The following is a 22,946-nucleotide window of genomic DNA, read 5'->3' as shown; positions in this document are numbered from 1 at the left end:
TGCCATCCAAGGCTCAAGGACTGGCCAAGGACCTGCCAAGGACCCATGACGACGGTGAAAATCACGCCTGCGCAGAAGAATACCGGCATCGAGGCGCGCTGCGCCGCGACCGGCATGCGCATGACCGAACAGCGCCGTGTGATCGCACGCGTGCTGGCGGAGGCCATGGATCACCCTGACGTCGAGGAGCTCTACCGCCGCTGCGTGGCGGTCGACGACAAGATCTCGATCTCGACCGTCTATCGCACCGTCAAGCTGTTCGAGGATGCCGGCATCATCGAGCGCCACGACTTCCGCGAGGGCCGCGCGCGCTACGAGCAGATGCCCGAGAGCCATCACGACCACCTGATCAATCTGCGCGACGGCAAGGTGATCGAGTTCACCTCCGAAGAGATCGAGAAGCTGCAGGCCGAGATCGCGCGCAAGCTCGGCTACAAGCTGGTCGATCACCGTCTCGAGCTGTATTGCGTCCCGCTCGACGAAGACAGCAAGTCGTAAGCCGGGTGAGTTTCGACCTCGTCATCTTCGATTGCGACGGCGTGCTGGTCGACAGCGAGGTGATCTCCTGTCGCGCGCATGCGGAGACGCTGACGCGGCACGGCTTTCCGATTACACCCGACGGCGTGCTGAAGCGCTTCCTCGGCGTGTCCGACCGCGAGGCGCGGCGGATCGTCGAGAGCGAGATCGGCCGCGCGCTGCCCGAGACCTTCGAGGCCGAGGTCAAGCACGCGACGCTGAGCTTCTATGCCGACGATCTCAGCGCGATCGCGCATGTCGGCGAGGCGATCGCCGCGCTCGGCTTACCGAAATGCGTGGCGTCGAGCGGCACGCCGGAAAAGATCCATCACGGCTTGACCTGCGCCGGGCTCTACGACCAGCTCGCGCCGCATATTTTCTCCGCCACCCAGGTCAAGCGCGGCAAGCCGGCGCCCGATCTCTTCCTGTTCGCGGCGGCGCAGATGGGCGCCACCCCCGCGCGTTGCGTCGTGATCGAGGACAGCGTGGCCGGCGTCACCGGCGCCCGCGCCGCCGGGATGACCGTGCTCGGTTTTTACGGCGGCAGCCACTGCACGGCGGAACATGAGGGGATGCTGCGCCAGGCCGGCGCGGCCGTCACCTTCGCCGATATGCGGAAATTGCCCGATTTGATCGCCCGGGTGGGGGCCACGGCGAGCGCTGACTGACCCTGCGAGGTCATTCCGGGGCGCGACCGAAGGGAGCGAACCCGGAATCTCGAGATTCCCCGGTGCGTAATTGCGCACCTGAGGTTCGATGCTGACGCATCGCCCCGGAATGACGTCCAGACCGCTGGATTTTCCCCGGTTTAAGCTATATTTCAGCCTCGGCGCCCCGATGGCGCCGTTTCCATTTTTCACACTCAGGGTTCCATGACGACGCCGCGCAAGCTGCACATCAAGTCCTATGGCTGCCAGATGAATGTCTACGATGCGCAACGCATGGCGGACACGCTGGCCGGCGAGGGCTTTGTCGAGACCGCGAGCGCCGAAGACGCCGACCTCGTCATCCTCAACACTTGCCACATTCGCGAGAAGGCGTCGGAGAAAGTCTATTCCGAGCTCGGGCGGCTGCGCGTCGCCAAGGACGAGGCCGCGCGGGCGGGCCGCGAGATGAAGATCGCGGTCGCCGGCTGCGTCGCGCAGGCCGAAGGCGCAGAGATCATCCATCGCGCGCCGACCGTCGACATCGTGGTCGGGCCGCAGAGCTATCATCATCTGCCCGAGCTGTTGAAGCGCGCCAAGGCAAACGGCCGCGCGCTGGAAACGGAATTCCCGGTCGAGGACAAGTTCGGCTTCCTGCCGCAGCCGAAGCCGGATGCGATCCGCGCCCGCGGCATCTCCGCCTTCGTCACGGTGCAGGAAGGTTGCGACAAGTTCTGCACCTTCTGCGTGGTGCCCTACACGCGCGGCGCGGAAGTCTCGCGTCCGGTCGCCAGGATCATCGACGATGTGAAGCAGCTCGCCGACAATGGCGTGCGCGAATTCACGCTGATCGGACAGAACGTCAACGCCTATCACGGCGAAGGTCCCGACGGCCGCGTCTGGCCGCTCGGCAAATTGTTGCAGCGGCTGGCCACAATTCCCGGCGTCATGCGGCTGCGCTATTCGACCAGCCATCCGCGCGACGTCGACGACGCCCTGATTGCGGCACATCGCGATTTGCCCGAACTGATGCCGTTCGTGCACCTGCCGGTGCAATCCGGGGCGGACCGGATCCTTGCCGCCATGAACCGCAAACATACCGCCGATGACTACCGGCGCGTCATCGACCGGTTCCGCGCCGCGCGGCAAGACATTGCTTTTTCATCAGATTTTATCGTGGGCTTCCCCGGAGAGACCGCGGAAGAATTTTCAGCCACCCTCGCGCTTGTCACGCAAATCGGGTACGCTGCGGCGTATTCATTCAAGTATTCGCCACGGCCGGGCACGCCGGCGGCGGAGATGCGGGAGACAGTGTCAGCAGCCGAGATGGACGAGCGCTTGGGGCGGCTTCAGGAATTGATCGACAGCCAGCAATCGGCCTTCAACCGGGCTGCGATTGGCACAACGGTCGATGTGCTGTTCGAGCGCGCCGCGCGCAATCCGGGCCAGATCGTCGGCCGCACCGCCTATCTGCAGCCCGCCCATGTGATGGCATCGCCCGACATCATCGGCCAGGTCCTCCCGGTGAGGATCGACAGCCTCGAGCGCTACAGCCTGATCGGCGAGCTCGCGACGCGACCCGTGCCCGGCCTCATTTCGCAGACCATTGGAGCCTGAAATCCTTGCCCAAAAGCGCATCGGATTCGTCTTCGCTCGCTCCCAGCCGCAAACCTGACCGCGACATGCAAATGCCACCTGAGACCCGGCCCCCTGAAACTCAGGTCGTCATCGATTTCGACGACAACCGCGCGGCATCCGCGCTGGTCGGCCCCTACGGACAGAATCTGGCGCTGATCGAGCGGCGGCTCGGCGTCGTGGTCGATTCCCGCGGCAATCATCTCACCATCGCAGGCTCCCGCGACGGCTGCGACGCGGCGCGGCGCGTGCTGGAGACGCTCTACGCGCAGGCCGTCGAAGGACACGACCTCGATCAGGGCGAGGTCGAAGGCGCGATCCGCGCCGTGATCGCACAGGGCTCGCTGTTCGAATTCGACAACAAGACCGCCAAGCCGACCTTCGAGACCATCAATCTGCGCAAGCGTCCGGTGCGCGCCCGCACCGCGGCGCAGGATTCCTACATCCGCGCCCTGAAGCGGCATGAGCTGGTGTTCGGCATCGGCCCGGCCGGCACCGGCAAGACCTGGCTCGCGGTAGCCCATGCCGCGCAGCTGTTCGAGCGCAAGGAGGTCGATCGCATCATCCTGACGCGGCCCGCTGTCGAGGCCGGCGAGCGGCTCGGCTTCCTGCCCGGCGACCTCAAGGAGAAGGTCGATCCGTATCTGCGCCCGATCTATGACGCGCTGTACGATCTGATGGACGCCCGCGTCGTCGAGCGCGCGCTGCAGGGCAACGAGATCGAGATCGCCCCGCTCGCCTTCATGCGCGGCCGCACCCTGACCAATGCCGCCATCATCCTCGACGAGGCGCAGAACACCACGACGATGCAGATGAAGATGTTCCTGACGCGTCTCGGCGAGAACAGCCGGATGATCGTCACCGGCGACCCGTCGCAGGTCGACCTGCCGCATGGCCAGGCCTCGGGCCTCACGGAAGCCGTGAAGCTGCTCGACGGCGTCGAGGGCATCGCCCAGGTGCATTTCAAGGCCGAGGACGTCATCCGCCATGAATTGGTGGCGCGCATCGTGGCCGCCTATGAGGGATTGCCGCAAAAGCCGGCAAACGCCAGATCTTGAGACCAATAGCTTCGGCCGCGAGCCCGCACGATGCGGGATCCGGCCATAACGCAGATTTTGAAACCAACGTGTCCGCTTTTCCTGCCACCGAGGTTCTCGTCACCGCCGAATGCTGGCAGGCCGAGCCCAATGCCGACGCGGTGATCCACCGCGCCATCGAGGCTGCCGCTGAAATCGCCGATGCCGATGTCGCCGACGCCGAGCTTGCGGTGATGCTGACCGACGATGCCGGTATCCGCACGCTGAACGCCAACTGGCGCAGCATCGACAAGCCGACCAACGTGCTGTCGTTCCCGGCGCTGCAGCCCGAAGGCGCCGGCGGACCCGACGATGCCCCGCGCATGCTCGGCGATATCGCGATCGCCTATGAGACGACTCGGCGGGAAGCCGATGAAGAAGGGAAACCGTTCGACCATCATTTGAGCCATCTCGCGGTGCATGGCTTCCTGCACCTGATCGGTTACGACCACGAGAACGATGACGATGCCGAGGACATGGAGGCGCTCGAGCGCGAGGTCCTCTCTTCCCTCGGCATTCCCGACCCCTATGCGGATCGGACCGCCTGACATGCCGGATTCCGAACCGACCCACGACAACCCGCGCAACGTGAGCAACCTGCCCGCCGTGGTGCATGAGGGCGAGGTGCAGCGCCCGGCGGCCGAGGGCTGGCTGGTGCGCGCGATCCGCACCCTGTTCGGCTGGAAGGCCGGCTCGGTGCGCGACGATTTGCAGGTGGTGCTCGACGCCTCGACGCCCGACGATGTCGGCTTCTCGGCGATCGAGCGCACCATGCTGCGCAACATCCTGTCGCTGAACGAGCGGCGGATCGCCGACGTCATGGTGCATCGCGCCGACATCGTCGCGGTCAAGCGCGACATCCCGCTCGGCGAATTGATGAGCCTGTTCGAGAGCGCGGCGCATTCGCGGCTCGTCGTCTACAACGAAACCCTCGACGACCCCGAGGGCATGGTGCACATCCGCGACCTGCTCGCCTTCATGACCGCGAGAGCCCGCGTCACCGACGCGACCAAGACGAAGCGCAAGAAGCCGTTCCCGGCGGGGCTCGATCTGCGCAGCGTCGATCTCGCGCTGCCGCTGTCGGAAGCCAACATCATCCGCAAGCTGCTCTATATCCCGCCGTCGATGCGCGCGATCGACCTGCTGGCGCAGATGCAGGCCTCGCGGATCCATCTCGCTTTGGTGGTCGACGAATATGGCGGCACCGACGGACTGGTGTCGATCGAGGATATCGTCGAGCAGATCGTCGGCGAGATCGACGACGAGCACGATTCCGACGAGCCGCCGTCCATCGTGCGCCAGCCGGACAGCTCCTTCATCGCCGACGCGCGCGCCAGCCTCGACGATGTCCGCTCGGTGATCGGCGAGGATTTCGTGATCGGCGACGCCGGCGAGGAGGTCGAGACGCTCGGCGGTTACCTCGTATCGTTCGTCGGGCGCCTGCCGGTACGCGGCGAGGTGATTTCGGGGCCCGGCAATTACGAGGTCGAGGTGCTCGACGCCGATCCGCGGCGGGTCAAGCGCGTGCGCATCACCGCGCGCAAGGAGCGGCCGACGCCGCGCAAGGAGCGCGAGCGGCGCCGCGAGCAGTCGCCGGACTCCGGAAACCCGCAGGCGAATGACAACATGCCGCCGCCCGGCGAGGGAGCCGGTCCGCAGTGAGGCTGTCCGACAAGTTCCGATCGATCGGCCTTGCAATCATCCTGACCTGGGGATGGAAACGCGCCGTCCTCGCGCTCGCGGCCGGCGCGCTGTCTTCGCTGGCGATGGCGCCGTTCAACGCCTGGCCGGTTCTGTTTCTCACCTTTTCCATCGCGGTCTGGCTGATCGACGGCAGCGCGGCCGGCCGCTGGCGCGGTCTGCCTGCCGCGGCGCTGTCCGGCTTCTGGTTCGGCCTCGGCTATTTCGTGCCGGGACTGTACTGGATCGGCTACGCCTTCTTCGTCGATGCGGACACCTTCGCCTGGCTGACGCCGTTCGCGGTGCTCGGCCTGCCTGCCTATCTCGCTTTGTTCACCGCGTTCGGCTTCGCGCTGGCGCGGCTGATCTGGCCGCGCGACGCCTCGCGCGTGCTGGCGCTCGCGGTCAGCCTGACGATTTCGGAATGGCTGCGCGGCCATCTCCTCAGCGGCTTTCCGTGGAATGCGTTCGGCTACGCACTGACCGAGCCGCTGGCGCTGGCCCAGACCGCGTCGCTGATCGGGCTCTGGGGCATGACGTTCCTGGCCGTCGCGATCTTCGCAAGTCCGGCCGTGTTGATCGATGGCGCCTCGCGCGGCCGCAAGCCGTGGCGCGCGCCGGTGGCCGCGGTGCTGGTGCTGGCGGCGATGCTGGCGTTCGGCGTGGTCCGCCTCGCGCAGCAGCCGACCAGGTTGGTCGACGGCGTCAAGCTGCGCATCATGCAGCCCGATCTGCAGCAGGACGCCAAATTCAACTACTCCGCCAAGGCGGCGGTGATGCAGAAATATCTCACCCTGTCGGATCGCGCCTCCGGGCCGCACGCCACCGGCGTGAAGGATGCCACCATCCTGATCTGGCCGGAATCCGCGTTTCCGTTCTTCCTGACCAAGGAAGCCGACGCGATGGCGCAGATCGCCGACCTGCTGCCGAAGGGAACCGTGCTGATCACCGGCTCGGTGCGCGCGCCCGATCTGCCGCCCGGCGTCCGCGTGACGCGCGCCTATAATTCCATCTACGTCATCGACCACGACGGCAACGTGCTTGCGGTCTACGACAAGCTGCATCTTGTCCCCTTCGGAGAATATCTGCCGTTCCAGGACTGGATGGAGAAGCTCGGCTTCGTGCAGCTCACCAAGGTGCAGGGCGGCTACATTCCCGGCACGATCCGCCGGACGCTCGATATTCCGAATGCACCGCGCGCCCTGCCGCTGATCTGCTACGAGGCGATTTTTCCCGGCAATGTCGTGAGCCGCGACGACCGTCCCGACTGGATCGTCAATGTCACCAATGACGGATGGTTCGGAATCTCGACCGGCCCTTACCAGCACCTGCAACAGGCCCGGCTGCGCACCATCGAGGAAGGCCTGCCGATGGTCCGCGCCGCCAATACGGGCATCTCGGCCGTGATCGACCCGGTTGGCCGGATCGTTGCACAACTCGGGCTCGGCATCGAAGGCGTGCTCGATGCCGGCCTGCCGGCGGCCATCGCGCCGACGATCTATGCGCGTGTCGGGAACGTCCCCGCCGCTGTGATTGTGATCACAGCCCTGGCGTTCGTGTTGCGGCGGCGGTTTGTGAGGCGAAAACCCTGACGGCTGCATATCGCCGGTTGTCACGAACCCGAAAAAACGTCGAAATTTACCTCAGTATGATTCCACCAGTTGACAGATCGACCGTGCACTTCGCATTGTACGGGTCCACGCGAAATCACAAGTCAAGTCAGCCCCTTTGCGCAAATTGTCCGCATTTCGTCCCGATCCTCCTTGCAGGATTTGACGGCACCGGCGCCTGAGGCATACTCCACTTCCAACTTGCCTCATCCACGGGCGCGCAATCCCTTAGGAGAGTTGGAGATGTCCACCAAAGCGCCCAATCCTGTTGACAAATATGTCGGCAGCCGCGTCCGTATGCGACGCATCATGCTCGGCATGAGCCAGGAGAAACTGGGCGAGGCGCTAGGCCTGACGTTCCAGCAGGTGCAGAAATACGAGAAGGGCACCAACCGCGTCGGCGCCAGCCGGCTGCAGCAGATCTCCGAAATCCTGCAGGTGCCGGTCTCCTTCCTGTTCGACGGCGGCCCGAGCGGGGTCAAGACCGCCGACGGCTTCAGCGAGGGTGCCTCGCCGACCTACGTCTCCGATTTTCTGGCAACCGCCGAGGGCCTGGCCCTGACCCGCGCCTTCACGCGGATTGCGGACGCCAAGCTCCGCCGCAGCATCGTCGAACTTGTCGAGCAGATCGCGGCGCGCGAGGCGGCCGAGCAGGCCTGATTCAGCCATATCCATTTGAGAGATCGTCAAATCTGGAATATGCCATTCCGGCGCGCGCCAACGCGATGAACTCAGCTTGAGCATCATCGCGCTTGAGCGCCTCCTTTGAGCATGATTCCTGATCGTGCTTCGGCGCGTGCGCGCAATGACAAAGCGAATTCACAGGCGACGACAACAGCATGTCCAGCAATCCGTTCGAAACCGCCGTGATTCTCGACGGCATCCGCCGCTGGGTCGAGATCGAATCTCCGACCGAGCGGCCCGATCAGGTCAACAAGCTGGCTGATCTCGTCGCGTCGGGCTATCGCGACCTGCCGGCCACGGTGGAGCGCATTGCGGGACGCGACGGCTGCGGCGATCACCTGGTGACGCGCTCGTCCTGGGGCCAGGACGCGCCGGGCATCCTGGTGCTGAGCCATCTCGACACAGTTCATCCGATGGGATTCATCGAACGGTTACCATTCAAGGTCGACGGCGACAGCGCCTTCGGCCCCGGCATCTACGACATGAAGGGCGGAGCCTACCTCGCCCATCATGCGTTCAGGCAGGTCTGCGCCGACGGCGCGCGCCCGCCGCTCGGCATCACCCAGCTCTACGTATCGGACGAGGAGATCGGCAGCCCGACCTCGCGGGCGCTGATCGAGGCCGAGGGCCGCAAGGCGAAATACGTGCTGGTGACCGAGCCGGCGCGCGACGGCGGCAAGATCGTCACCGGACGCAAGGGCGTTGCGCGTTTCGACGTGTTCATCAAGGGCGCGCCGGCCCATGCCGGCACGCGCCCCGAGGACGGCCGCAGCGCGATCCGGGAGCTCGGCAATGTGATCCAGGCGCTGGAGGCGATGAACGACCTGAAGCGCGGCGTCACCGTCAATGTCGGCGTCGTCCGCGGCGGCACCAAGCCGAACGTGATCGCCGAGGAGGCCTATGCGGAAGTCGACATGCGCGTGCCGACGATGGCCGACGCCGACGAGCTGGTGCCGAGGATCCTCGGAATCACCTCACGCACCGAGGGCGTCAGCGTGAAGATATCGGGCGAATTGAACCGTCCGCCCTATGAGAAAAGCAACGCCGGCGCCGCGCTCTACGAGCACGCCAAGGGGCTGGCCGCCGAGCTCGGCTTCGAGCTGGTGGATGTGTTCACCGGTGGCGGCTCCGACGGCAATTTCACCGCGCCACACACGGCGACCCTCGACGGCCTCGGCGTCGACGGCAAGGGCGCGCATACCCATTACGAGCAGCTCTACATCTCGTCGATCGAGCCGCGCGCGCGGCTGCTCCACCGTCTCTATCAAACGCTGCGATGACACCGGCTCCAGGCGACCGCGGCGATCGCGATTCCCCCGACGACGGCGCGATGGCGCATGCGCGCGGCTCGTTCTTCGGACGGCGCAAGGGCCACAAGCTGCGCCCGCATCAGGCCGACCTGATCGACACTCTGCTGCCGCATCTGGCGGTCGACATCTCGGCGCCCGCGCCCGAGGCGCTGACCGAGTTGTTCGATGACGGCATCGAGAATGTCAGGCTCGAGATCGGCTTCGGCGGCGGCGAGCATCTGATCGCGGAGGCACAGGCCTTTCCGGCCACGGGCTTCATCGGCTGCGAGCCCTATGTCAACGGCATGGCGAAGATCCTGACCCAGATCGAGGCGCTGAATATCGGCAATATCCGCCTGTTCGCCGGCGACGCGGCCGAACTGCTGGCCTGGGCGCCGACGCGCTCGCTTGCGCGCATCGACCTGATTCACCCCGATCCCTGGCCGAAGCGGCGGCACTGGAAGCGGCGCTTCGTGCAGGATGCAACGGTCGCTGCGATGACACGATTGCTGCCGCCGGGCGGCGAATTCCGCTTCGTCAGCGACATCGACGACTATTGCGCCTGGACGCTGGCGCATCTGATGCGCTCGCCCGACTTCGCCTGGCTCGCCGAGCGCGCGATCGACTGGCAGCAGCCGTGGCCGAACTACACAATGACGCGCTACGGCGCCAAGGCCGAGCGCGAAGGGCGCAAGGCGGCGTATTTGAGGTTCAAGCGCTTGCCTTGACGCCGTCATTCCGGGGCGTGCGAAGCACGAACCCGGAATCTCGAGGTTCCGGGTTCAATGCTTCGCATCGCCCCGGAATGACGGATATCTTCACGCCTGCCCCGCCAGCCGCGCCTTCCTGACGTCGGTCGCCTCCCACACCATCCGCTTGCCGCGCGCGCGGCCGAGCAGCTCGATCGGATCGTGATTGTCGATGTGGCCGAACTGGCCCTTGTAGACGCTGTAGCCACACAATTCCTGCAGCCGGCGCGGAAAGCGGGCTGCGGTCTCGCGCGGAATGCCGAGCTGCAGGTTCTCCTGCTGCCGCATCCAGCCCCAGCAATAGGCGCAGGAGAAGGCAAAGCGCCTGGCGTCGCTGCTGTTGGCGCCGCCGCCATGCCACAGCGCGCTGTCGAACAGCATCACGCTGCCGGCCGGCATGGTCGCGGTGACCGCGTCGTACTCCTTGCCGTATTCGGGCGACGAATCGAATTTGTGGCTGCGCGGGATGATCCGCGTCGCGCCGTTATCTTCGCGGAAATCGGACAGCGCCCAGATCGCATTGATCGTGATCGGAATGTGCGGCCGCGGCAACGGGATCAATTGGGTGTCTTCGTGAATCGGCTGCGCTTCCTGGCCGGGCCCGAGCACCAGCGAGCAGAACGACGACAGCAGGCATTCCCTGTCCAGCACGCGTTCGACCACCGGCAGCACGTTGTCATGCAGCGGCACCTCCCAGAACAGATCGTCATAGGTCAGGAGGTTGTTGATGCGCAGCGTCTTGAAGCCTTCGAACGACGTCCTGGCAGGTGCGAGATTGTGCTCGCTCTCGATTCTCAGCACCGCCGCCTTCAACCCCTCGACCAGATCGGGCGAGGCGGCGCGCTCGATCACGGTGTATCCGTCGTCGCGGATCCGCGCGGCGTGCGTTTGGATGTCGGCGTCCGTCAGCATGGCAATCTCCCCGTTGGCGCTGTGTCGCGCCTTGCGGAAAGCATAGCGGAACGATTTTGGGTTTGGGAAGTGTGCACGGTGATCCGTCATGCTGAGGAGGCCGCAAAGCGGCCGTCTCGAAGCACGACGGCCCGGCTGCAACAGCGTGGCCGTGCATCCTTCGAGACGCGGCTGCGGCGCTCCTCAGGATGACGGAGCCAAGAGCAGTTAGCGTGAACTAGCGCGACTTCCAGAACTCCACGACGCGCTGCGCCGTCGAGGGCATCAGGCGCACGAAATTCACCCGCGCACCTTCGATATCGGCAGGAGACGGCACGCGGTTCGGCCCGAGCCGCATCAGGATCAGGGCGCGCACGGTCGGCCATTCGAAGCCGATCGTCTTGCTGGCGATCAGGATCGGATCGTAACGGTCGCCGGAGATCAGGCGATCGAGCGTGACGATTTTCACGCCGGCCATCGCGGCGAGCGCCGCCACGCATTCCTCATATTTGAAGGCCTTTGCGAAGCCGGCCACCGCGGCCTCGTTCAATTCGCCGGCGCGATGCAGTGCCAGGATGACGCGCTGCGCGGCCGTGAAATCGCGGCCCTCGACCTGAACGATCACGCCCTCGATCTCGGTCATCGCCAGCTTGATCTCGGCCTGGCGTTCCGGCTTGGCGACGGCATGCAGACGGCGGCGGATCACGTCGATCGAGCCGGCGAGCAGGCCCTTCAGATGCTCGGGCGGAAGATCATCGCGGCGGCCGATCCGCAGCGTCAGCACGCCGTCCTGGCTGGCGCGTTGCACGAGCGTCGTGAAGGAGGCGTCCGAGAACGCCGCGCCCGCATTGCCGGCCGCGCATCGGATGACGTCGCGATCGCCGCGTCGGACGAGGACGTCGGTCAGCGCAGTCGAGAGCTTCAATCGCTCGGCCATCGCGAGCAGATGGCCCTGGCCCTTGGCATTGGCGATCTCGACCAGCACCTTTTCGTCAATCACCGGCGATCGGCGCAGCAGCGGCCCCGCGATCGCGACCTCGTCGTCGCGGGCGAGCTGCCCGACCAGATGCCGCGGCGCATTGGCGAGCAGCGCGAGCCGTTCGGCGAGATCGACCCGCGCAGCAAGCTCGGCATGCGGGACCAGGCTGGTCAGCACCCCGTCGAACAGGTCGATATGGTCGGGACGGAAGCTCGCGGCGCCCTGCAGGAACAGCTCGCCGAGCCGCCGCGCGGCCTCGGCGCGGCGCTTGGGGTCGCCGCGGCGAACGATATCGTCGAGTTCCGGGATCAGCGCAGGGGCTGTCGTCATGGGCCTTGTCCAACCGGCGACTTCTGCCGATTTTCGGCAATCTATGGTCCCGTTCGTAAACGGAGGGTTAGATCAATCCGGCATCCGGAGAGCCGTAAAATCGCCTCCCGCCGGACCCGAGGGCCTTGCCGGACCCGGGCAAAAGAGCTATATCCGGCGCAACTTATGGTATCTCATACGATCGCGTAGGAGAGTGGGCCCCCCGGGACCCGCTCTTTTTTATTACCTGACGGGACCCAACGAGGCCGGGTCCGGTTTGGGTAGCGTTAGCGGCCCCTTAAGGCCACCTGAACAACACAACAGACCTCAGCAGCCTTTAAGACCCTAGACAGCCTTTGACACTGGATATGACCGAACCGACCGCCACGTCCGTGGACACCGAACTGCTCGCCGAGCCGCGTCTCGTCGTCGAGCCCGGGGTTGCGGCGCGCATCGCCGCGGTCGCGGTCCCGGTGCTGCAGGGCATGGGCTATCGCCTGGTGCGCATCAAGGTCTCGGGCGATGCCGGCTGCACCGTGCAGATCATGGCGGAGCGACCCGACGGCTCGATGCAGCTCGAGGATTGCGAGGCGATCTCGCGCGCGCTGTCGCCGGTGCTCGATGTCGCCGACCCCATCGAGCGTGCCTACCGGCTGGAAATCTCGTCGCCCGGCATCGACCGCCCGCTGGTGCGCCGCTCCGACTTCGAGCGCTACACCGGGCATCTCGTGAAGATCGAGATGGCGGTGGCGCATCAGGGCCGCAAGCGGTTTCGCGGCGTGCTTGCCGGCGTCGAGGGCGATGCGGTGCGCATCAGGCGCGACGATCCGCGTCCGGACGAGGACGCCGAGGTTCTCCTGGTGATGGAGGACATCTCGGACGCGCGGCTGGTGCTGACCGACGAATTGATCGAGGAATCGATGCGCCGCGGCAAGGCCGCCGAGCGTGAGCTGCGCCGCGAGCTCGGCCTCGCGCCGCCGCAACCGGCCCACGCCAAGAAGAGCGATCCGGCGAAGAGCCAGAAGCCGAAACCCAAGCCTGGTGATAAGCCTGCTCACAAGCCCGGCAAGAAACCGGCTCCGACTAACACCAAAAAGCACCGCCTGGCGGCCGAGCGCGCGCGCCGTGGCGAGATCGATCCATCTGAAGGAGACTAAGCCATGGCAGTCAGCGCCAACAAACTCGAACTGCTGCAGATCGCAGACGCAGTTGCGCGCGAAAAGTCGATCGACCGCTCCATCGTGATCGCGGCGATGGAAGACGCCATCGCCAAGGCCGCGCGTGCCCGCTACGGCAGCGAGACCGACGTCCATGCCGAGATCGACGCCAAGAAGGGCGAGCTGCGGCTGACCCGCCACATGCTGGTGGTCGACGTCGTCGAAAACTCGTCGAACCAGATTTCGCTGCACGACGCGCAGCGCGCCAATCCGGGCGCCCAGGTCGGCGACACCATCGCCGACACCCTGCCGCCGCTGGAATATGGCCGCATTGCCGCGCAGTCGGCCAAGCAGGTGATCGTGCAGAAGGTGCGCGAGGCCGAGCGCGACCGGCAGTACCAGGAATTCAAGGACCGCATCGGCGACATCGTCAACGGCATCGTCAAGCGCGTCGAATATGGCAGCGTGATCGTCGACCTCGGCCGTGGCGAAGCGATCGTGCGCCGCGACGAGATGCTGCCGCGTGAAGTGTTCCGCAACGGCGACCGCGTCCGCGCCTATATCTTCGACGTCCGCCGCGAGACCCGCGGTCCGCAGATTTTCCTGTCGCGCACCCATCCGCAGTTCATGGCGAAGCTGTTCGCGCAGGAAGTGCCGGAGATCTATGACGGCATCGTCGAGATCAAGGCGGTCGCCCGCGATCCGGGCTCGCGCGCCAAGATCGGCGTGATCTCGCGCGATTCCTCGGTCGACCCGGTCGGCGCCTGCGTCGGCATGCGCGGCTCGCGCGTGCAGGCCGTGGTGAACGAGCTGCAGGGCGAGAAGATCGACATCATCCCGTGGTCGCCCGACATTGCGACCTTCGTCGTCAACGCGCTGGCGCCGGCTGAAGTCGCCAAGGTCGTGATCGACGAGGACCGCGAGCGCATCGAGGTCGTGGTTCCCGACACCAACAACCAGCTGTCGCTGGCGATCGGCCGCCGCGGCCAGAACGTCCGCCTCGCCTCGCAGCTGACCGGCTGGGACATCGACATCCTGACCGAGCAGGAAGAGTCGGAGCGCCGCCAGGCCGACTTCGAGAACTCGACCCGCGTGTTCATGGAAGCGCTCAATGTCGACGAGGTGGTCGGCCAGCTGCTCGCCTCCGAAGGCTTCACTTCGGTCGAGGAACTCGCGCTGGTCGATGTCAAGGAACTCGCCGGCATCGAGGGTTTCGACGAGGAGACCGCCACCGAGCTGCAGACCCGCGCCCGCGAATATCTGGAACAGCTCGAGGCGGAACTGGAAGCCAAGCGCAAGGAACTCGGCGTCGAGGACGCCATGAAGGACGTGCCCGGCATCACCGGCAAGATGCTGGTCAAGCTCGGCGAGAACGATGTGAAGACGGTCGAGGATCTCGCCGGCTGCGCCACCGACGACCTGGTCGGCTGGACCGAGCGCAAGGAAGGCGGCGAGCCGACCAAGCATGCCGGGTTCCTCGACGGCATCGAGATTTCGCGCGACGAGGCCGAGGCCGTGATCATGCAGGCCCGTCTGAAGGCCGGCTGGATCACCGAGGCCGACCTCGCCAAGCCTGCCGAGGAGGCCGAGGCCGCCGAAGCAGAAACGACGGCTTCGTAAGGAGATGCCCCACGGATGCTGGCTCAGGCTGACCCCGATCTCGACGATGGGCCGCGGACGCAGAAGTCCGCGACCACGCGGATGTGCGCGGTCAGCCGCGAGGTGCGTCCGATCGACGAGCTGATCCGGTTCGTCGTCGCGCCCACAGGCGAGGTGATCCCGGATATCAAGCGCAAGCTGCCCGGCCGCGGACTCTGGGTTTCCGCGTCGCGGCGCAGCGTTGCGGAAGCGGTCCGCCGTCACCAATTTAGCAAGGGATTCAAGCGCGACGTCCGCGTCGCGCCGACCCTTCCCACCGATACCGACACCCTCCTGGTGCGCAGCGTCACCGAGGCCCTGGCAATGGCCGCCAAGGCCGGTCAGGTCGTTTCGGGCTTCGGCAAGGTCGAGGACGCACTCAACCGGAACGAAACTGCAGCCCTGATCCACGCTTCCGACGGCGCGGCGGACGGAATCCGCAAATTGGACGCGATCGTGGGGCAAAGGGGCGAAAAACGTGGTGAATCGCCGGTAATCCCCGTCGTCAATGTTTTGACGTCGGAAGAATTGGATTTGGCACTTGGGCGGTCAAATGTGATACATGCTGCGCTGCTCGCGGGCCCGGCGAGCAAGACGTTCCTGTCGCGCTGCCAGATGCTGGTCCGATACCGGCTGGCCGACGACGACAAGACCGCCGAAGCGGCCAGAAATTCCAGAGCGTGATCCGGGAAGGCGGACGCCGTCTTTCCGACCGGTCATGCTCAGCAAACGACGACACGTTGAAGGATTTGTGCGGCAAACGCACAGCGAAACGAGATTAGGACTGCTGAATGGTTGATACCAAGACCCCTGGCGACAAGACTTTGAGTGTCCCGAGCAAGACGTTGTCGCTGAAGCCGCGCGTCGAGACGGGCACCGTGCGCCAGAGCTTCAGCCACGGCCGGACCAAGCAGGTCGTGGTCGAGAAGCGCGGCAAGCGTCGCGTCGGTGGCGATGGTCCCGGCGAGGCGCACGCGCCGGAACCCGTGGTTGCAAAGCCAGCGGCGCCGGCCGCCAGGCCGCCGCTCGGCCGCCCCTCAGGCCCGCCTCCCGGCCAGCAACAGCGTAACACCCGCTCCGGCGTGGTGCTGCCGACCCTGACCGAGGACGAGCGTTCCGCGCGCGCCAGCGCGCTGGCCGACGCCCGTCAGCGCGACATCGAGGAGCGCCGCCAGGCCGAAGAGGAAGCCAAGCGCCGCGCCGTCCGCGAGGCTGCCGAGAAGGCAGAGCGCGAGGCCGCCGAAACCCGCCGCAAAGCGGAAGAGGAGCGCCACCGCCACGAGGAAGAGGCCAAGCGCAAGGCCGAGGTCGAGGCCAAGCGCCGCTTTGGCGAGGGCGAAGCCAAACCCGGCGCTCCGGCCACAACAGCGGCCAGGCCTGCGACAGCCGCACCTGCGTCTGCTCCGCCTGCCCGCGCGCCCGCAGCACGCCCGACCACCACGACAACCGCGCGCGCACCAGCCTCTGCGCCGCGGCCGGCGGCAGTTGCGGCCGGGCCGGACGAAGACGAAGGTCCGCGCCTAGTGCGCCGCCCCGGCGGCGCCGTGCGCCCCGCCGCGGCTCCGAAGACCACCCACAAGCCCGGCCCGCAGAAGGAGCGCGGCCGCCTCACTCTGACCACTGCGCTCAACGCCGACGACGTGCGCGAGCGTTCGATCGCCTCGTTCCGCCGCCGCACCCAGCGCCTGAAGGGGCATGCGTCGAACGAACCGAAGGAAAAGCTGATCCGCGAAGTCACCATTCCGGAAGCGATCACGATCCAGGAACTCGCGAACCGCATGTCGGAACGCGCGGTCGACGTCATCCGCATGCTTATGAAGCAGGGCGCGATGCACAAGATCACCGACGTGATCGATGCCGACACTGCGCAACTGATCGCCGAAGAACTCGGCCACAGCGTCAAGCGCGTCGCGGCGTCCGACGTGGAAGAGGGCCTGTTCGACGTCGTCGACAATTCCACCGACACCGAGCCGCGCTCGCCGGTGGTCACCGTCATGGGTCACGTCGACCACGGCAAGACCTCGCTGCTCGACGCGCTGCGCCACGCCAACGTCGTATCGGGCGAAGCCGGCGGCATCACCCAGCATATCGGCGCCTACCAGGTGCTGTCGCCCGAGAGCGGCACCAAGATCACCTTCATCGACACACCCGGCCACGCCGCGTTCACCGCGATGCGCGCCCGCGGCGCCAAGGTCACCGACATCGTCGTGCTGGTGGTCGCGGCCGATGACGGCGTGATGCCGCAGACGATCGAGGCGATCAATCACGCCAAAGCGGCCAAGGTGCCGATGATCGTGGCGATCAACAAGATCGACAAGCCGGATGCGCGGCCGGAGCGCGTGCGCACCGAGTTGCTCCAGCACGAGGTGCAGGTCGAATCGCTCGGCGGCGACGTCGTCGACGTCGAGGTTTCGGCCAAGAACAAGACCAATCTCGACAAGCTGCTCGAGATGATCGCGCTGCAGGCTGAAATCCTCGACCTGAAGACCAACTCGGAGCGTCCGGCGGAAGGCACCGTGATCGAAGCCAAGCTCGATCGCGGACGCGGTCCGGTCGCGACCGTGCTGGTGCAGCGCGGCACGCTGCGCGTCGGCGACATCATCGTGGCCGGCGCCGAGATGGGCCGCGTCCGCGCCTTGATCTCCGACCAGGGCGAGAATCTCGAAGAGGCCGGCCCTTCGGTGCCGGTCGAGGTGCTCGGCTTCAACGGCCCGCCGGAAGCCGGCGATCGTCTCGCCGTGGTCGAGAACGAAGCCCGCGCCCGTCAGGTCACGAGCTATCGCGCGCACCAGAAGCGCGAGAATGCCGCGGCCTCGATCTCGGGCATGCGCGGCTCGCTCGAGCAGATGATGTCGCAGCTCAAGACCGCGGGCCGCAAGGAGTTCCCGCTGATCGTCAAGGCCGACGTGCAGGGCTCGCTGGAAGCGATCCTGGGCTCGCTCGAGAAGCTCGGCACCGACGAAGTCGCCGCCCGCATCCTGCATGCCGGCGTCGGCGGCATCTCGGAATCCGACGTCACGCTGGCGGAAGGCTTCAACGCCGCGATCATCGGCTTCTCGGTCCGCGCCAACAAGGAAGCGGCGGCCGCGGCCAAGCGCAACGGCATCGAGATCCGCTACTACAACATCATCTACGACCTCGTGGATGACATCAAAAAGGCGATGTCCGGCCTGCTCGCGCCTACGCTGCGCGAAACCATGCTGGGCAACGCGCAGATCCTGGAAGTGTTCAACATTTCCAAGGTCGGCAAGGTCGCGGGTTGCCGCGTCACCGACGGCACCGTGGAACGCGGCGCCAATGTTCGCCTGATCCGCGACAACGTCGTGGTGCACGAAGGCAAGCTGTCGACGCTGAAGCGCTTCAAGGATGAAGTGAAGGAAGTGGTCGCCGGCCAGGAGTGTGGCATGGCGTTCGAGAACTACGGCGACATGCGTGTCGGCGACGTGATCGAGTGTTACCGCATCGAGACGATCCAGCGCTCTCTGTAAGTCCAAATCTTACGAAGCGCAGATCTTGCTAGGCGCTGGGTCCATTTAACTGAAAATGCGACGGCGTGGCCGGACTTTAGTCCGGCCACCAGCGCATCGTCCGATTGAAAGCAAAGCAAGGACATTGATGCCCGCGGCCACGGCTGGCGGGCGCGACGGTTTTGGAAAAAGGTCATGCCCCGTCAAAAGAAGAGTTCCAGCCCCGGCGGATCGCAACGTCAGCTGCGCGTCGGCGAAACGGTTCGCCATGCAGTTGCCGAGATTCTGTCACAGGGTGAGGTTCACGATCCCGATCTGGAAGGCCACATCATCACCGTTCCCGAGGTGCGTATGTCGCCGGATCTGAAGCTCGCCACGATCTACGTGATGCCGCTCGGCGGACGCGACACCGACACGGTGATATCCGCGCTCGAGCGCAACAAGAAGTTCCTTCGCGGCGAGATCGCGCACCGCGTCAACCTGAAATTTGCACCCGACATTCGCTTCCGCGTCGATGAGCGGTTCGACGAGGCGGAGCGCATCGAGAAACTACTGCGGACACCTGCGGTGCAGCGAGACCTTGCACCCGATTCGGACGACGAGTGATGACTGTGATGACGACCAACAGCGTTATCGACGCGAAGGATACCGACGCGCGCGACGCTGAGCGGGATGCTTTTGCCGGCCATCGCACCGACGATGCGCGCCGCACCAACAACGACCCGCGCCAGAAGCAGGGCAGGCAGAACCAGCAGCCGCGCCGCGACAAGCGCGACGTCCACGGCTGGGTGGTGCTCGACAAGCCGATCGGCATGACCTCGACGCAGGCGGTCGCGGTGCTCAAGCGCCTGTTTCAGGCCAAGCGCGCCGGCCATGCCGGCACGCTCGATCCGCTCGCCTCCGGCGGCTTGCCGATCGCGTTGGGCGAGGCCACCAAGACGGTGCCGTTCGTGATGGACGGCCGCAAGCGCTACCGCTTCACGGTGTGCTGGGGCGAGGAGCGCGACACCGACGACACCGAGGGGCGGCCGGTCAGGACCAGCGAGAGCCGGCCGACCGCCGATTCGATCCGGGAACTGTTGCCGCGCTTTACCGGGGTGATCGAGCAGATCCCGCCGCAATATTCGGCGATCAAGGTGCAGGGCGAGCGCGCCTATGATCTGGCGCGCGACGGCGAGACCGTGGAACTGAAGCCGCGCCCGGTCGAAATTCACGAATTAACCCTTGTAGAACATGGCGATAACGGCCAGTCCGTGTTCGAGGCCGAGTGCGGCAAGGGAACCTATGTCCGGGCGCTGGCCCGCGATATGGGCCGGATTCTGGGCTGTTTCGGCCATATCTGCGCCCTGCGGCGAACCCTTGTCGGTCCGTTTACCGAACGAGACATGATTCCGCTGGAACAGTTGGAGGCTTTATGCAATAGAGCCGCGTCTGGCGAGGGCAGCCTCGCCGACGCGCTTTTGCCCGTTGAGACCGCGCTGGACGACATCCCGGCACTGGCCGTCACACGGGCTGATGCGGCAAGGCTCCACAGGGGCCAGGCCGTTTTGTTGCGCGGACGGGATGCGCCCAATACCAGCGGCACAGTCTATGTCACGGTGGCAGGCCGGCTTCTCGCGCTTGCCGAAATTGGCAATGGCGAACTCATCCCCAAGCGCGTGTTCAACCTGAACGGACTGACTGCCGGTCCGGCTCGCAACCATGAAAGTAACTGACGATGTCGATTACCGCCGAACGCAAAGCGGAAGTCATCAAGACGAATGCCAACAAAGCCGGCGACACCGGCTCGCCCGAGGTTCAGGTCGCGATCCTGTCGGAACGCATCAATAACCTCACCGAGCACTTCAAGAGCCATGTGAAGGACAACCATTCACGCCGCGGCCTCCTGAAGCTCGTGTCGACGCGTCGTTCCCTGCTTGACTACATCAAGCGCAAGGACGAGGCGCGCTACAAGGCGCTGCTCGAAAAGCACAACATCCGTCGTTGATTTGAGAAGCACGCGCGCGAGGGTTCGCGCGCGTTTTCGCATGGTCGTCCGTGAACTCGGGCTTTCGAATTGTCGAAAGATGACCATGCGCAGCATGGCAGTCGCGCCATGCACACTAGCGTCCAGCAGCAATCCGGCCGCTGGGCCGGGCAAGATGCCCAGATGACCGAAAGGATGGACGCCATCCGAAATCCAGGGACCATGGCAGGATCGCCGGATGCTGATCGCGACAGCGCATCAGTGTCTCGCCGTCTTGGCATGGTCTTTGTGTTTCAGGGCGCCGTGCTTTCGTGAAACCATGAAAGAAAACCGAAATGTTCAATTCGCATTCCGTCGAAATCGACTGGGGTGGACGTCCCCTCAAACTTGAAACCGGCAAGATCGCCCGCCAGGCCGACGGCGCCGTGATGGCCACCTACGGCGAGACCGTGGTGCTTGCCACCGTCGTTGCGGCGAAGGCGCCGCGCGAGGGCGTCGACTTCCTGCCGCTCACGGTCGACTACCAGGAGAAGACCTACGCTGCGGGCCGCATTCCCGGCGGCTACTTCAAGCGCGAAGGCCGTCCGACCGAGAAGGAGACGCTGGTCTCCCGCCTGATCGACCGCCCGATCCGTCCGCTGTTCGTCGACGGCTGGCGCAACGAGACCCAGGTGATCGTCACCGTGCTCTCGCACGACATGGAGAACGATCCGGACATCGTGTCGCTGGTCGCCGCCTCCGCCGCCCTGACGCTGTCGGGCGCGCCGTTCAAGGGCCCGATCGGCGCCGCGCGCGTCGGCTTCGCCAATGACGAATACGTGCTCAACCCGACGCTGGACGAGATGACCGAGACCCAGCTCGATCTCGTCGTCGCCGGCACCGCCGACGCCGTGCTGATGGTCGAATCGGAAGCCAAGGAGCTCAACGAGGACGTGATGCTCGGCGCGGTCATGTTCGGCCACCGCCACTTCCAGCCGGTCATCAACGCGATCATCGAACTCGCCGAGAAGGCCGCCAAGGAGCCGCGCGAAGTCACCACGATCGACAATTCGGAGATCGAGAAGGAGATGCTCGGCATCGCCGAACAGGAGCTCCGCAAGGCCTATGCGATCCCGGTCAAGCAGGAACGCTATGCCGCGGTCGGCGCCGTCAAGGAGAAGGTGCTGGCGCACTTCTTCCCGGAAGGCCAGGAGCCGAAATACGACAAGCTCCGCGTCGCCGGCGTGTTCAAGGAACTGGAAGCCAAGATCGTTCGCTGGAACATCCTTGACACCGGCAAGCGCATCGACGGCCGTGACGCCAAGACCGTGCGCAACATCATCGCCGAAGCCGGCGTGCTGCCGCGCGCCCACGGCTCGGCGCTGTTCACCCGCGGTGAGACCCAGGCGATGGTCGTGACCACGCTCGGCACCGGCGAGGACGAGCAGTACATCGATGCACTGTCGGGGACGTACAAGGAAACGTTCCTGCTGCACTACAACTTCCCGCCCTACTCGGTCGGTGAAACCGGTCGCCTCGGCGGCACCAAGCGCCGCGAAATCGGCCACGGCAAGCTCGCCTGGCGCGCGATCCACCCGGTGCTGCCGCCGCACCACGAGTTCCCGTACACGATCCGCGTGGTCTCCGAGATCACCGAGTCGAACGGCTCGTCCTCGATGGCTTCGGTGTGCGGCGCGTCGCTGTCGCTGATGGACGCCGGCGTGCCGCTGAAGCGGCCGACCGCCGGTATCGCCATGGGCCTGATCCTCGAAGGTCAGCGCTTCGCGGTGCTGTCGGACATCCTCGGTGACGAGGATCATCTCGGCGACATGGACTTCAAGGTCGCCGGTACCGACCACGGCATCACCTCGCTCCAGATGGACATCAAGATCGAGGGCATCACCGAAGAGATCATGAAGGTTGCGCTTGGCCAGGCCAAGGAAGGGCGCATCCACATCCTCGGCGAGATGGCCAAGGCTCTGACCGCGGCGCGCGCCGAGCTCGGCGAATACGCACCGCGCATCGAGACCTTCAAGATTGCCACCGACAAGATCCGCGAAGTGATCGGCACCGGCGGCAAGGTGATCCGCGAGATCGTCGAGAAGACCGGCGCCAAGGTCAACATCGAGGACGACGGCACCGTGAAGGTCGCCTCCAACGATGGCGAGGCGATGAAGGCTGCGATCAAGTGGATCAAGTCGATCGCCTCCGATCCGGAGGTCGGCCAGATTTACGAGGGCACCGTCGTCAAGGTGATGGAGTTCGGCGCGTTCGTGAACTTCTTCGGCGCCAAGGACGGCCTCGTCCACATCAGCCAGCTCGCGTCCAACCGCGTGCAGAAGACCTCCGACGTCGTCAAGGAAGGCGACAAGGTCAAGGTCAAACTGCTCGGCTTCGACGATCGCGGCAAGACCCGCCTGTCGATGAAGGCGGTCGACCAGGAGACCGGCGAAGATCTCGAGGCCAAGCAGAAGACCGAAGCGCCGGCTGCGGCGCCGCGCGAAGCTGCCGGCGAGTAAGCCAAGGCCAATCGACTAGCAAATCGACTGTTACGAAAAGGGCGGCCCTGTGGCCGCCCTTTTTGGTTTGCCGAGATCGGACGCAAATCAATCTCCGCTGATCGGCATGCGCGATTTTGACCCGGCATTGTGACCGGATTCGCTGGAACCCGTTCACA

General features: G+C 65.5%; 20 protein-coding genes. 18 read left to right on the top strand and 2 right to left on the bottom strand.

What is annotated here, in order from left to right; genetic code table 11:
* Positions 1-45: 45 nt before the first annotated feature.
* From ACVMIH_RS28430 to ACVMIH_RS28385, 10 genes are all read left to right on the top strand, one after another.
* Complete coding sequence (locus ACVMIH_RS28430; RefSeq protein WP_016840396.1) at positions 46-498, top strand: Fur family transcriptional regulator; 453 nt, start codon at positions 46-48, stop codon at positions 496-498.
* Between the two features lie 5 nt (positions 499-503).
* The gene (locus ACVMIH_RS28425) at positions 504-1,184 is read left to right on the top strand and encodes an HAD family hydrolase (protein ID WP_057015308.1); all 681 of its coding nucleotides are present in this window, start codon (positions 504-506) and stop codon (positions 1,182-1,184) included.
* Between the two features lie 204 nt (positions 1,185-1,388).
* On the top strand, positions 1,389-2,777 hold the full coding sequence (miaB, locus tag ACVMIH_RS28420) for a tRNA (N6-isopentenyl adenosine(37)-C2)-methylthiotransferase MiaB (RefSeq protein ID WP_057015307.1): 1,389 nt from the start codon (positions 1,389-1,391) through the stop codon (positions 2,775-2,777).
* A 5-nt stretch (positions 2,778-2,782) separates the two neighbouring features.
* Positions 2,783-3,853 carry a PhoH family protein gene (locus tag ACVMIH_RS28415; RefSeq protein ID WP_077231173.1) on the top strand — a complete coding sequence of 357 codons (1,071 nt, stop codon included), beginning with the start codon at positions 2,783-2,785 and terminating at the stop codon, positions 3,851-3,853.
* A 68-nt stretch (positions 3,854-3,921) separates the two neighbouring features.
* Positions 3,922-4,419 carry an rRNA maturation RNase YbeY gene (gene ybeY, locus ACVMIH_RS28410; protein WP_057015306.1) on the top strand — a complete coding sequence of 166 codons (498 nt, stop codon included), beginning with the start codon at positions 3,922-3,924 and terminating at the stop codon, positions 4,417-4,419.
* Between the two features lies 1 nt (position 4,420).
* Complete coding sequence (locus ACVMIH_RS28405) at positions 4,421-5,533, top strand: hemolysin family protein (protein WP_456864200.1); 1,113 nt, start codon at positions 4,421-4,423, stop codon at positions 5,531-5,533.
* Positions 5,530-7,143 carry an apolipoprotein N-acyltransferase gene (gene lnt, locus ACVMIH_RS28400; protein WP_456864198.1) on the top strand — a complete coding sequence of 538 codons (1,614 nt, stop codon included), beginning with the start codon at positions 5,530-5,532 and terminating at the stop codon, positions 7,141-7,143. Before ACVMIH_RS28405 ends, lnt begins: the two co-directional genes overlap by 4 nt.
* A gap of 261 nt (positions 7,144-7,404) precedes the next feature.
* Positions 7,405-7,821: a helix-turn-helix domain-containing protein gene (locus ACVMIH_RS28395; RefSeq protein WP_028335515.1), complete on the top strand. Its 417-nt coding sequence runs from the start codon at positions 7,405-7,407 to the stop codon at positions 7,819-7,821.
* A 179-nt stretch (positions 7,822-8,000) separates the two neighbouring features.
* Positions 8,001-9,125 (top strand): M20 family metallopeptidase, encoded by a 1,125-nt coding sequence (locus tag ACVMIH_RS28390; RefSeq protein ID WP_057015302.1) that lies wholly within the window; start codon positions 8,001-8,003, stop codon positions 9,123-9,125.
* A complete protein-coding gene (locus tag ACVMIH_RS28385) occupies positions 9,122-9,862 on the top strand; it encodes a tRNA (guanine(46)-N(7))-methyltransferase TrmB (RefSeq protein ID WP_057015301.1) in 741 nt (246 codons plus the stop codon). Before ACVMIH_RS28390 ends, ACVMIH_RS28385 begins: the two co-directional genes overlap by 4 nt.
* Before the next feature lie 90 nt (positions 9,863-9,952).
* Here the strand turns inward: ACVMIH_RS28385 and ACVMIH_RS28380 are convergent, their stop codons facing one another.
* Both ACVMIH_RS28380 and ACVMIH_RS28375 read right to left on the bottom strand, forming a co-directional pair.
* On the bottom strand, positions 9,953-10,795 hold the full coding sequence (locus tag ACVMIH_RS28380; RefSeq protein WP_456864196.1) for a phytanoyl-CoA dioxygenase family protein: 843 nt from the start codon (positions 10,793-10,795) through the stop codon (positions 9,953-9,955).
* Between the two features lie 217 nt (positions 10,796-11,012).
* Positions 11,013-12,083 carry a DUF2336 domain-containing protein gene (locus ACVMIH_RS28375; protein WP_456864194.1) on the bottom strand — a complete coding sequence of 357 codons (1,071 nt, stop codon included), beginning with the start codon at positions 12,081-12,083 and terminating at the stop codon, positions 11,013-11,015.
* Positions 12,084-12,430: 347 nt separating this feature from the next.
* Between ACVMIH_RS28375 and rimP the strand changes: the two genes are divergently transcribed.
* The 8 genes from rimP (at position 12,431) to pnp (ending at position 22,788) form a co-directional block, all read left to right on the top strand.
* Positions 12,431-13,219: a ribosome maturation factor RimP gene (gene rimP / locus ACVMIH_RS28370; RefSeq protein ID WP_057015298.1), complete on the top strand. Its 789-nt coding sequence runs from the start codon at positions 12,431-12,433 to the stop codon at positions 13,217-13,219.
* Positions 13,220-13,222: 3 nt separating this feature from the next.
* Positions 13,223-14,839: a transcription termination factor NusA gene (nusA, locus tag ACVMIH_RS28365; RefSeq protein ID WP_057015297.1), complete on the top strand. Its 1,617-nt coding sequence runs from the start codon at positions 13,223-13,225 to the stop codon at positions 14,837-14,839.
* 15 nt (positions 14,840-14,854) lie between these two features.
* Entirely contained in the window at positions 14,855-15,541 is a 687-nt protein-coding gene (locus ACVMIH_RS28360) for an RNA-binding protein (RefSeq protein WP_456864192.1), read from the top strand.
* A 107-nt stretch (positions 15,542-15,648) separates the two neighbouring features.
* Positions 15,649-18,345 (top strand): translation initiation factor IF-2, encoded by a 2,697-nt coding sequence (gene infB / locus ACVMIH_RS28355; protein ID WP_076824501.1) that lies wholly within the window; start codon positions 15,649-15,651, stop codon positions 18,343-18,345.
* 174 nt (positions 18,346-18,519) lie between these two features.
* On the top strand, positions 18,520-18,930 hold the full coding sequence (gene rbfA / locus ACVMIH_RS28350; RefSeq protein WP_028343913.1) for a 30S ribosome-binding factor RbfA: 411 nt from the start codon (positions 18,520-18,522) through the stop codon (positions 18,928-18,930).
* Positions 18,930-20,039: a tRNA pseudouridine(55) synthase TruB gene (gene truB / locus ACVMIH_RS28345; RefSeq protein ID WP_076824499.1), complete on the top strand. Its 1,110-nt coding sequence runs from the start codon at positions 18,930-18,932 to the stop codon at positions 20,037-20,039. The genes rbfA and truB overlap by 1 nt, the downstream gene beginning before the upstream one ends.
* Positions 20,040-20,041: 2 nt before the next feature.
* Positions 20,042-20,311, top strand: coding sequence for a 30S ribosomal protein S15 (gene rpsO, locus ACVMIH_RS28340; RefSeq protein ID WP_016844725.1), 270 nt, complete (start codon positions 20,042-20,044; stop codon positions 20,309-20,311).
* A 314-nt stretch (positions 20,312-20,625) separates the two neighbouring features.
* A complete protein-coding gene (gene pnp, locus ACVMIH_RS28335) occupies positions 20,626-22,788 on the top strand; it encodes a polyribonucleotide nucleotidyltransferase (protein ID WP_050383431.1) in 2,163 nt (720 codons plus the stop codon).
* Positions 22,789-22,946: the final 158 nt, after the last annotated feature.

This window comes from Bradyrhizobium sp. USDA 4503 (assembly GCF_054055815.1).
The sequence above is the reverse complement of the archived record's forward strand: the minus strand, read 5'-3'. Positions and strand labels throughout refer to the sequence as shown.

Coding starts and splice junctions, on each gene's coding strand:
- truB (WP_076824499.1), top strand. CDS start 18,930: ATGACTGTGATGACGACCAACAGCGTTATCGACGCGAAGGATACCGAC.
- ACVMIH_RS28375 (WP_456864194.1), bottom strand. CDS start 12,083: ATGACGACAGCCCCTGCGCTGATCCCGGAACTCGACGATATCGTTCGC.
- rimP (WP_057015298.1), top strand. CDS start 12,431: ATGACCGAACCGACCGCCACGTCCGTGGACACCGAACTGCTCGCCGAG.
- ACVMIH_RS28380 (WP_456864196.1), bottom strand. CDS start 10,795: ATGCTGACGGACGCCGACATCCAAACGCACGCCGCGCGGATCCGCGAC.
- ACVMIH_RS28360 (WP_456864192.1), top strand. CDS start 14,855: ATGCTGGCTCAGGCTGACCCCGATCTCGACGATGGGCCGCGGACGCAG.
- ACVMIH_RS28430 (WP_016840396.1), top strand. CDS start 46: ATGACGACGGTGAAAATCACGCCTGCGCAGAAGAATACCGGCATCGAG.
- ACVMIH_RS28385 (WP_057015301.1), top strand. CDS start 9,122: ATGACACCGGCTCCAGGCGACCGCGGCGATCGCGATTCCCCCGACGAC.
- ACVMIH_RS28395 (WP_028335515.1), top strand. CDS start 7,405: ATGTCCACCAAAGCGCCCAATCCTGTTGACAAATATGTCGGCAGCCGC.
- pnp (WP_050383431.1), top strand. CDS start 20,626: ATGTTCAATTCGCATTCCGTCGAAATCGACTGGGGTGGACGTCCCCTC.
- nusA (WP_057015297.1), top strand. CDS start 13,223: ATGGCAGTCAGCGCCAACAAACTCGAACTGCTGCAGATCGCAGACGCA.
- rpsO (WP_016844725.1), top strand. CDS start 20,042: ATGTCGATTACCGCCGAACGCAAAGCGGAAGTCATCAAGACGAATGCC.
- infB (WP_076824501.1), top strand. CDS start 15,649: ATGGTTGATACCAAGACCCCTGGCGACAAGACTTTGAGTGTCCCGAGC.
- ACVMIH_RS28405 (WP_456864200.1), top strand. CDS start 4,421: ATGCCGGATTCCGAACCGACCCACGACAACCCGCGCAACGTGAGCAAC.
- ACVMIH_RS28390 (WP_057015302.1), top strand. CDS start 8,001: ATGTCCAGCAATCCGTTCGAAACCGCCGTGATTCTCGACGGCATCCGC.
- rbfA (WP_028343913.1), top strand. CDS start 18,520: ATGCCCCGTCAAAAGAAGAGTTCCAGCCCCGGCGGATCGCAACGTCAG.
- miaB (WP_057015307.1), top strand. CDS start 1,389: ATGACGACGCCGCGCAAGCTGCACATCAAGTCCTATGGCTGCCAGATG.